This is a genomic window from Methylobacterium sp. Leaf106 (assembly GCF_001422895.1).
GTDB classification, from domain to species: domain Bacteria; phylum Pseudomonadota; class Alphaproteobacteria; order Rhizobiales; family Beijerinckiaceae; genus Methylobacterium; species Methylobacterium bullatum.
This window is the reverse complement of sequence record NZ_LMNB01000022.1, coordinates 1-6,102: the sequence shown is the minus strand read 5'-3', so window position 1 is coordinate 6,102 and position 6,102 is coordinate 1. Positions and strand designations below refer to the sequence as shown.

Annotated in this window: 3 protein-coding genes; 2 read left to right on the top strand and 1 reads right to left on the bottom strand. The window is 61.0% G+C overall.

Annotated elements, in window-relative coordinates; genetic code table 11:
• Positions 1-1,063: 1,063 nt before the first annotated feature.
• Both ASF34_RS11865 and recD2 read left to right on the top strand, forming a co-directional pair.
• Positions 1,064-2,563: an FAD-binding oxidoreductase gene (locus tag ASF34_RS11865; RefSeq protein ID WP_244478978.1), complete on the top strand. Its 1,500-nt coding sequence runs from the start codon at positions 1,064-1,066 to the stop codon at positions 2,561-2,563.
• Between the two features lie 193 nt (positions 2,564-2,756).
• Positions 2,757-4,994, top strand: a complete 2,238-nt coding sequence (recD2, locus tag ASF34_RS11860) for an SF1B family DNA helicase RecD2 (protein WP_056161284.1) — start codon at positions 2,757-2,759, stop codon at positions 4,992-4,994.
• Positions 4,995-5,858: 864 nt separating this feature from the next.
• Here recD2 and ASF34_RS11855 read toward each other — a convergent pair.
• On the bottom strand, positions 5,859-6,102 hold a 244-nt coding region (locus tag ASF34_RS11855; protein ID WP_210166714.1), incomplete at its 5' end, for a hypothetical protein.

Genomic DNA, 6,102 nt, shown 5'->3' with positions numbered 1-6,102 from the left:
GATCCTCACGCCCACGCATCGCCCGACCTCACACTGTCTCGGACAGAGTGAATCATCTCCGGGACAAGCCCGCCAGCGACTTCTTCAGCAGCCTGCTAGACCGCAGTCCTGTCAGGCAGAAAGGCTCATCAAGGGTTCGCGAAATGCCGGCGCATCCGCGCCTTTCTACGACCTGCAAGCCTCCCTTAGCGCACCCGACACGATTCGAACGTGTGACCTTTGCCGAAGGTGGCCCCCATGGCCAACGACATTGTTGCGTGCGGCCACGGCTTGGGTTAGGTGTCAGCCACGGTCAGCACCCGTAGCTCAGCTGGATAGAGCGTTGCCCTCCGAAGGTGGAGGACCCTGCCATCTTGCCCTTTATTTTCTCCTAGTCCGCACAGTCGGTTAGTTCGAGAGATAAGCCTCGAGATTATGCTGATCCTGATCTGCCGGTGCAAAAGGGGCGCAACGGAATAGGAAGGCTATTCTGCACCCGCCAACTCCTATGGTTTGCGGATCCTAAGAAGCGCGTTTTTTGCGCAGCATTCGCAAATCAATTTAGGCATTCGCAGTGGCGTGCCGTGTCCAATAGGACACAACTTCTTTGGACCGCGATATCCGACCGGGATGAATGCCGGTGGAGAGAAAGCGTAGTTCTCTCCACGCCGCCGACGCAAGGGCGCTTCAGAATCGAACAAGTTCGACGTGCTAACCCAGGGGGCGAAGTCCCAGCACCACGGGGAAGAATTCGAGGACCTTGGCTTCTGCTGCAGCCAGGATTCGGTCCATGCCCTTGGGTGACGAGGATACGAAGTTCGCCGCAGAGCCTCACTGAAGGGCACGACGAATTTCGGCGCGTAGCGTGACTGAAACGTCGTCGCTGCCGTGTGGCGCCAACGCCGCGCAATCCTGAGTATCATTTCGCTGATGTGTGCCTTCGTTAGGCTTGCGTTGAATAGGCAAGATCCTTGGCATTAACTGCGGGGCGCCGATCGAGGGCCGCCCCACAAGCGCTGATGAAGCGCGAGGATGCCTACGCGATCCCCGCTAGCATGACCGGCAAGCTCGGCATGGATCTACCATGAGCTTTCCGGTCGACCGCCCCTTTCCATCGGAGGCCCTGCGCGACAAGGTTGAGCTCCATCCCCCCCCCACAGGCGACCCATCGATGGCGATCACCGATTCACTCGCGCCGTTTACGGCTCTCCTTGGCGATGGCGGGGTGCTCACCGGCTCCGACATGACCGCGCGATACACCCTGGACCATCGCGAGCTGATGAAGGGCGAGACACCTGCAGTCCTGCGCCCGCGCTCGGTAGACGAGGTTCAGGCGCTGGTTTGCCTTGCCCGGAACCATGGGTTCGGCCTCGTGCCCCAAGGCGGCAACACCGGCTATGTCGGTGGCGCGACGCCAGAGGCCGGCCGGAGCCAGCTGGTGGTCAGCCTGGAGCGGATGACCCGGGTGCGCGCTGTCGACCCGCTGAACTTCTCCCTCGCTTGCGATGCGGGGATCGTCCTGGCTGACGCCCAGGCCGCGGCGTCCCGGCACGATCTGCTCCTGCCCCTCAGCCTAGGTTCCGAAGGCAGCTGTCGCCTAGGCGGCAACCTCGGCACCAATGCCGGCGGCCTGCAGGTGCTGCGCTACGGTATGACTCGCGACCTCGTGCTGGGACTTGAGGTCGTTCTGCCCGACGGCCAGCTGTTTTCCAACATGGGCGCCCTTCGCAAAAACAACATCGGCTACGACCTCAAGCAGATGTTCATTGGCGCCGAGGGCACCCTGGGCATCATCACCGGCGTAGTCCTCAAGCTGTGGCCGAGTCAAAGCCACCGGGCCACCGCCTGGCTCCAGCTCGCCGCTGATGCGCCGCTCCCGGAGATCGCCGCCTTGATGCGCCGAGAGACCTCCGACCTGATCTCGACCTTCGAGCTTATCTCGGCCACATCGCTTAGCCTCGTCTCCGCGATGCGCAGGGCCGAGACCGGTCTCGCCACGGGACCCGGCGGCGCCGTGCTGCTCGAACTCTCGGCCTCTTCGGCGCACATTCCCCTCGACGACGTCCTGATGGCCAGCCTCGAAGCACTAATGGAACGCGGCTGGATCACAGATGCGGCGCTCGCCCAGTCCGAGGGGCAGCGTCGGGCGATGTGGGCAGTGCGCGAGACCATTCCCGAGGGCGAGAAGCACGCTGGCGGGTCGGTCAAGCACGACATTTCCGTGCCGATCTCAGCGCTAGGTGAATTCCTAGCGCGCAGCGGCGCGATTGTCGGCCGGCAGCTGCCCGGCGTGCGGCTATCGTTCTACGGCCACGTCGGCGACGGCAACATCCACTACAATCTGGTGGTGCCCGAGGGACGTGACCGGCTCGCTTTCACCCGCGAGGTGGAAACCGGCATCGCCCACGACCTCTACGCCCTGGCGATCGACCTCGGCGGCAGCTTCAGCGCCGAATACGGCATTGGCCGGTTCAAGCGCGACCTGCTGCGCCGCTACGCTGATCCGACCCGCCTCGACCTCATCGCCACTTTAAAGCACGGCCTCGACCCGAACGGATTGATGAATGCCGGCGCCCTGACGTGAGGCACGCGAACGGCGGTGTCCTACCTCAGGTCGATCCCGAGTGAGATCCGGATCGATCGAGAAAGACAAGGCACCTTCGTCCCAGCGATACTTGTTTCCTTCGATCAGGCCCCGGTAGCGATCGAGTCGGAGTTCTCCGGTAGCCGTGATATCTCGACGTATTGGTTCAGCCAATAGTTAGAGCAGCAGCACGGTGCCGAAGTCTTTCGACCGTAGTGCACCTGTGGAAACGCTGGCCGGCACGATCGAACGCGTTACCTTTCATAATGCCGAGACTGGCTTCTGCGTTCTGAAGGTCCAGGCACGCGGCAAGCGAGACCTTGTGCCGGTCATCGGACACGCACCAGCGATTGGTGCCGGCGAGTGGATTACGGCAACAGGAATTTGGTTTACCGACAGGCAGCACGGCCTCCAGTTCAAGGCTGAGACGCTCAAGGCCACGCCACCGACTGGGGTCGAGGGAATAGAGCGCTACTTGGCGTCGGGCTACATGCGCGGCATCGGGCCGGCCATGGCCAAGCGGATCGTGGCACTATTCGGCGAAGCTACCTTCGAGATCATCGAGGCCGCCCCCGAGCGTCTCAAGGAGGTCTCGGGCATCGGCCCGACGCGCGCTGCCCGCATTGTTTCCGGCTGGGCTGAGCAGAAGGCTGTGCGGGAGATCATGATCTTCCTGCACGCGCATGGCGTCGGCACGGCGCGGGCAGTGCGGATCTTCAAGACCTACGGCCACGAGTCGATCGTCGTAATGACCGAGGACCCCTACCGGCTCGCTCGCGACATCCGGGGCATTGGCTTTCGCACGGCGGATGCGATCGCGATGCGCCTTGGGCTGTCGAAGGAGGCACCGCAGCGGCTCCGGGCAGGTGTGTCGTTCGCGCTCCAGACGGCTATGGACGAAGGCCACTGTGGCCTGCCAAACGCGCGGCTGATCGTGCTCGCCCAGAAGCTGCTTGAGGTCGAAGTCGCCCTCGTCCGCAACGCCGTTGCCGACGAGCTAGCACGCGGCGAGGAGGTCATTGCGGATACGGTCGATGACGAACCCTGCGTCTTTCTCGAGGGGCTGCACGCGGCCGAGCGGGCGATCGCCGAGCGACTCGTCAACCGAGCAAGCGGCTCACCACCCTGGCCAAGCATTGACTTCGATAAGGCGCGGCCGTGGGTCGAGGCGAAGACAGGTAAGACACTCTCACCTTCTCAAGGGGAGGCCATTCGACTGATGCTGGGTTCGAGGCTGAGCGTCATCACCGGCGGTCCCGGCGTTGGCAAGACCAGCACCCTGGACTCGCTCCTGCGCATTCTCACGGCGAAGAGCGTGAACGTCCTGCTCGCTGCGCCGACGGGTCGTGCCGCCAAGCGTATGAAGGAACAAACTGGGCTCGAAGCCAAGACCATCCATCGTCTCCTGGAGATCGACCCGAAGCGCGGCGGCTTCTCGCGCAACGAGGAGAACCCACTCGACTGTGATCTGCTTGTCCTCGACGAGTGCTCCATGATCGACGTGCCTCTGATGAATGCGCTGCTTAAGGCTGTGCCAGAGCATGCTGGGCTCCTGCTCGTTGGCGACGTCGACCAGCTTCCTTCGGTTGGTCCAGGCCAAGTGCTTGCCGACATCATCGCTTCGGCGCGCGTGCCGGTAGCGCGCCTGACCGAAGTATTTCGGCAAGCGGCAGAGAGCCGGATCATCGTGAATGCGCATCGCATCAACCAGGGCCAGATGCCGGAGTGGCCGAAGGCGAGCGAGAAGTCGGACTTCTATTTAATCGAGATTGACGACCCGGACGTCGGCGTCGCTAAGCTAATCGAGGTCGTAACCAAACGCATTCCGCGTTCCTTCGGGCTCGATCCGACCCGCGATATTCAGGTTCTGACCCCGATGCTGCGCGGCTCCCTCGGCTCACGCAATCTCAATCACGAACTCCAGCGCGTGCTGAACCCAAGCCCGGCCCAGCAGATCGAACGCTTTGGCTGGCGCTTCGCCCCCGGCGACCGTGTGATGGAGACCCAGAACGATTACGACCGCGATGTCTTCAATGGCGATCTCGGCACGGTTGTGCGTATCGACGAGGAAGAAGGTGCCGTCATCGTCATCTTCGAAGGGCGCGAGGTCGTCTACCCATACGGCGAACTCGACACGCTGGTGCCGGCCTTTGCCACGACGATTCATAAGAGCCAGGGCTCGGAGTATCCCGCCGTTGTGATCCCGATCGTGACGCAGCATTTCAATATGTTGGCGAGGAACCTGCTCTACACCGGCGTTACGCGCGGCAAGGAGCTCGTTGTGCTGATCGGCCAGCGCAAGGCGATCGGAATGGCAGTTCGAGGCGGGAGCGCGAAGCGACGCTGGACGAAGTTGCGAGAGTGGTTGGCGGGACCGCATCAGGCGCCTCTGCTACGCGATCCCCGGCCCACCTCCACCATTTCACTCTGAACAACCGACGGACCGTCTTGCTGGTCTTAGACACCGTCTCATGATTGCCGAGATGGTAGATCATCTCGGAACGATCCAGAAGGAAACGTCGCGATCGCGCGGTTTCGCTACGGCCTCGCCAGAGGCAACGAAGCCCCAGGGCTACATCTGCGCACAGCAAGATATAAGCGCTGCCACGAGCCGTCGCCGCCTATCATCCAGCAAGCTCACATCACCGCGAAGCTCGCTTAAGACAAAATAGATGCCAAGTAGGTTTAAGTAGAGGGGAATGAAGCAACATTTACTTGCATATTATCACTCTGGTATTTGAAGATGCAGGGCTAGGTTCCGGTCGCTCACTAAGGTTGTGAGAGCCCACTCCAGGGCGTGAATTGAATTCTGTTATCATGGCAAATTCTGCCACCATTTTCTTGAGCCGAACGCACTGTGTTTTCTTCCGTTATTATAAATAGCGTTGTTTGTAGACCCGTATAGGCTCCGTAGCTATTTTTGGAATTCATCCTGACGCATATGGCCCAATCTGTTGGTGTGCTCGACAGTGGGTCCGGGTGCGCTTGGCTGATTTCTACGTCGCGTATCGAATAGGGGTCTTTCCATGTCGAGCGAACATAAGACGCGATTGCAGCGCGTTGGTTAGGAGTTGCTATGCGTGCTTCATTCCATACGCTGTTGATCTTTCGGATATTTTCCTCCCGTATCTGGCACCCTCCTGCGGTAGATCCGATGAAAGCGAGAGTAACGGCTAGTGCAATACGCATGAACTGGGCCTTAATTCAAATAGCTAGTGCCGGCTTGAAGCCTCGCAGCAGCAATGCTTGCAGCAGAAGCATCCTATACCGCATGGGTCCCATGACCACCTAGATTTTAGACACCTGCTTGGATGCGGTCTACGAACGACTGCCAGATTGTGAACAGCTTTTCCCTGGCCGCGGTCTCCTGCAGCAGCGCAAGGGGAACGAAAGGCTCGCCATCAATGGCCCGGTCGCCGTAGCGCTGCCCAAACGTGCGCTCTAGCAGGCTGCTGAAGAAGTCGCTGGCGGGCTTGTCCCGGAGATGATTCACTCTGTCCGAGACAGTGTGAGGTCGGGCGATGCGTGGGCGTGAGGAT

Excerpts from the sequence above, each read along its gene's own strand:
- ASF34_RS11865 (WP_244478978.1), top strand. The coding sequence starts at position 1,064 with ATGAGCTTTCCGGTCGACCGCCCCTTTCCATCGGAGGCCCTGCGCGAC.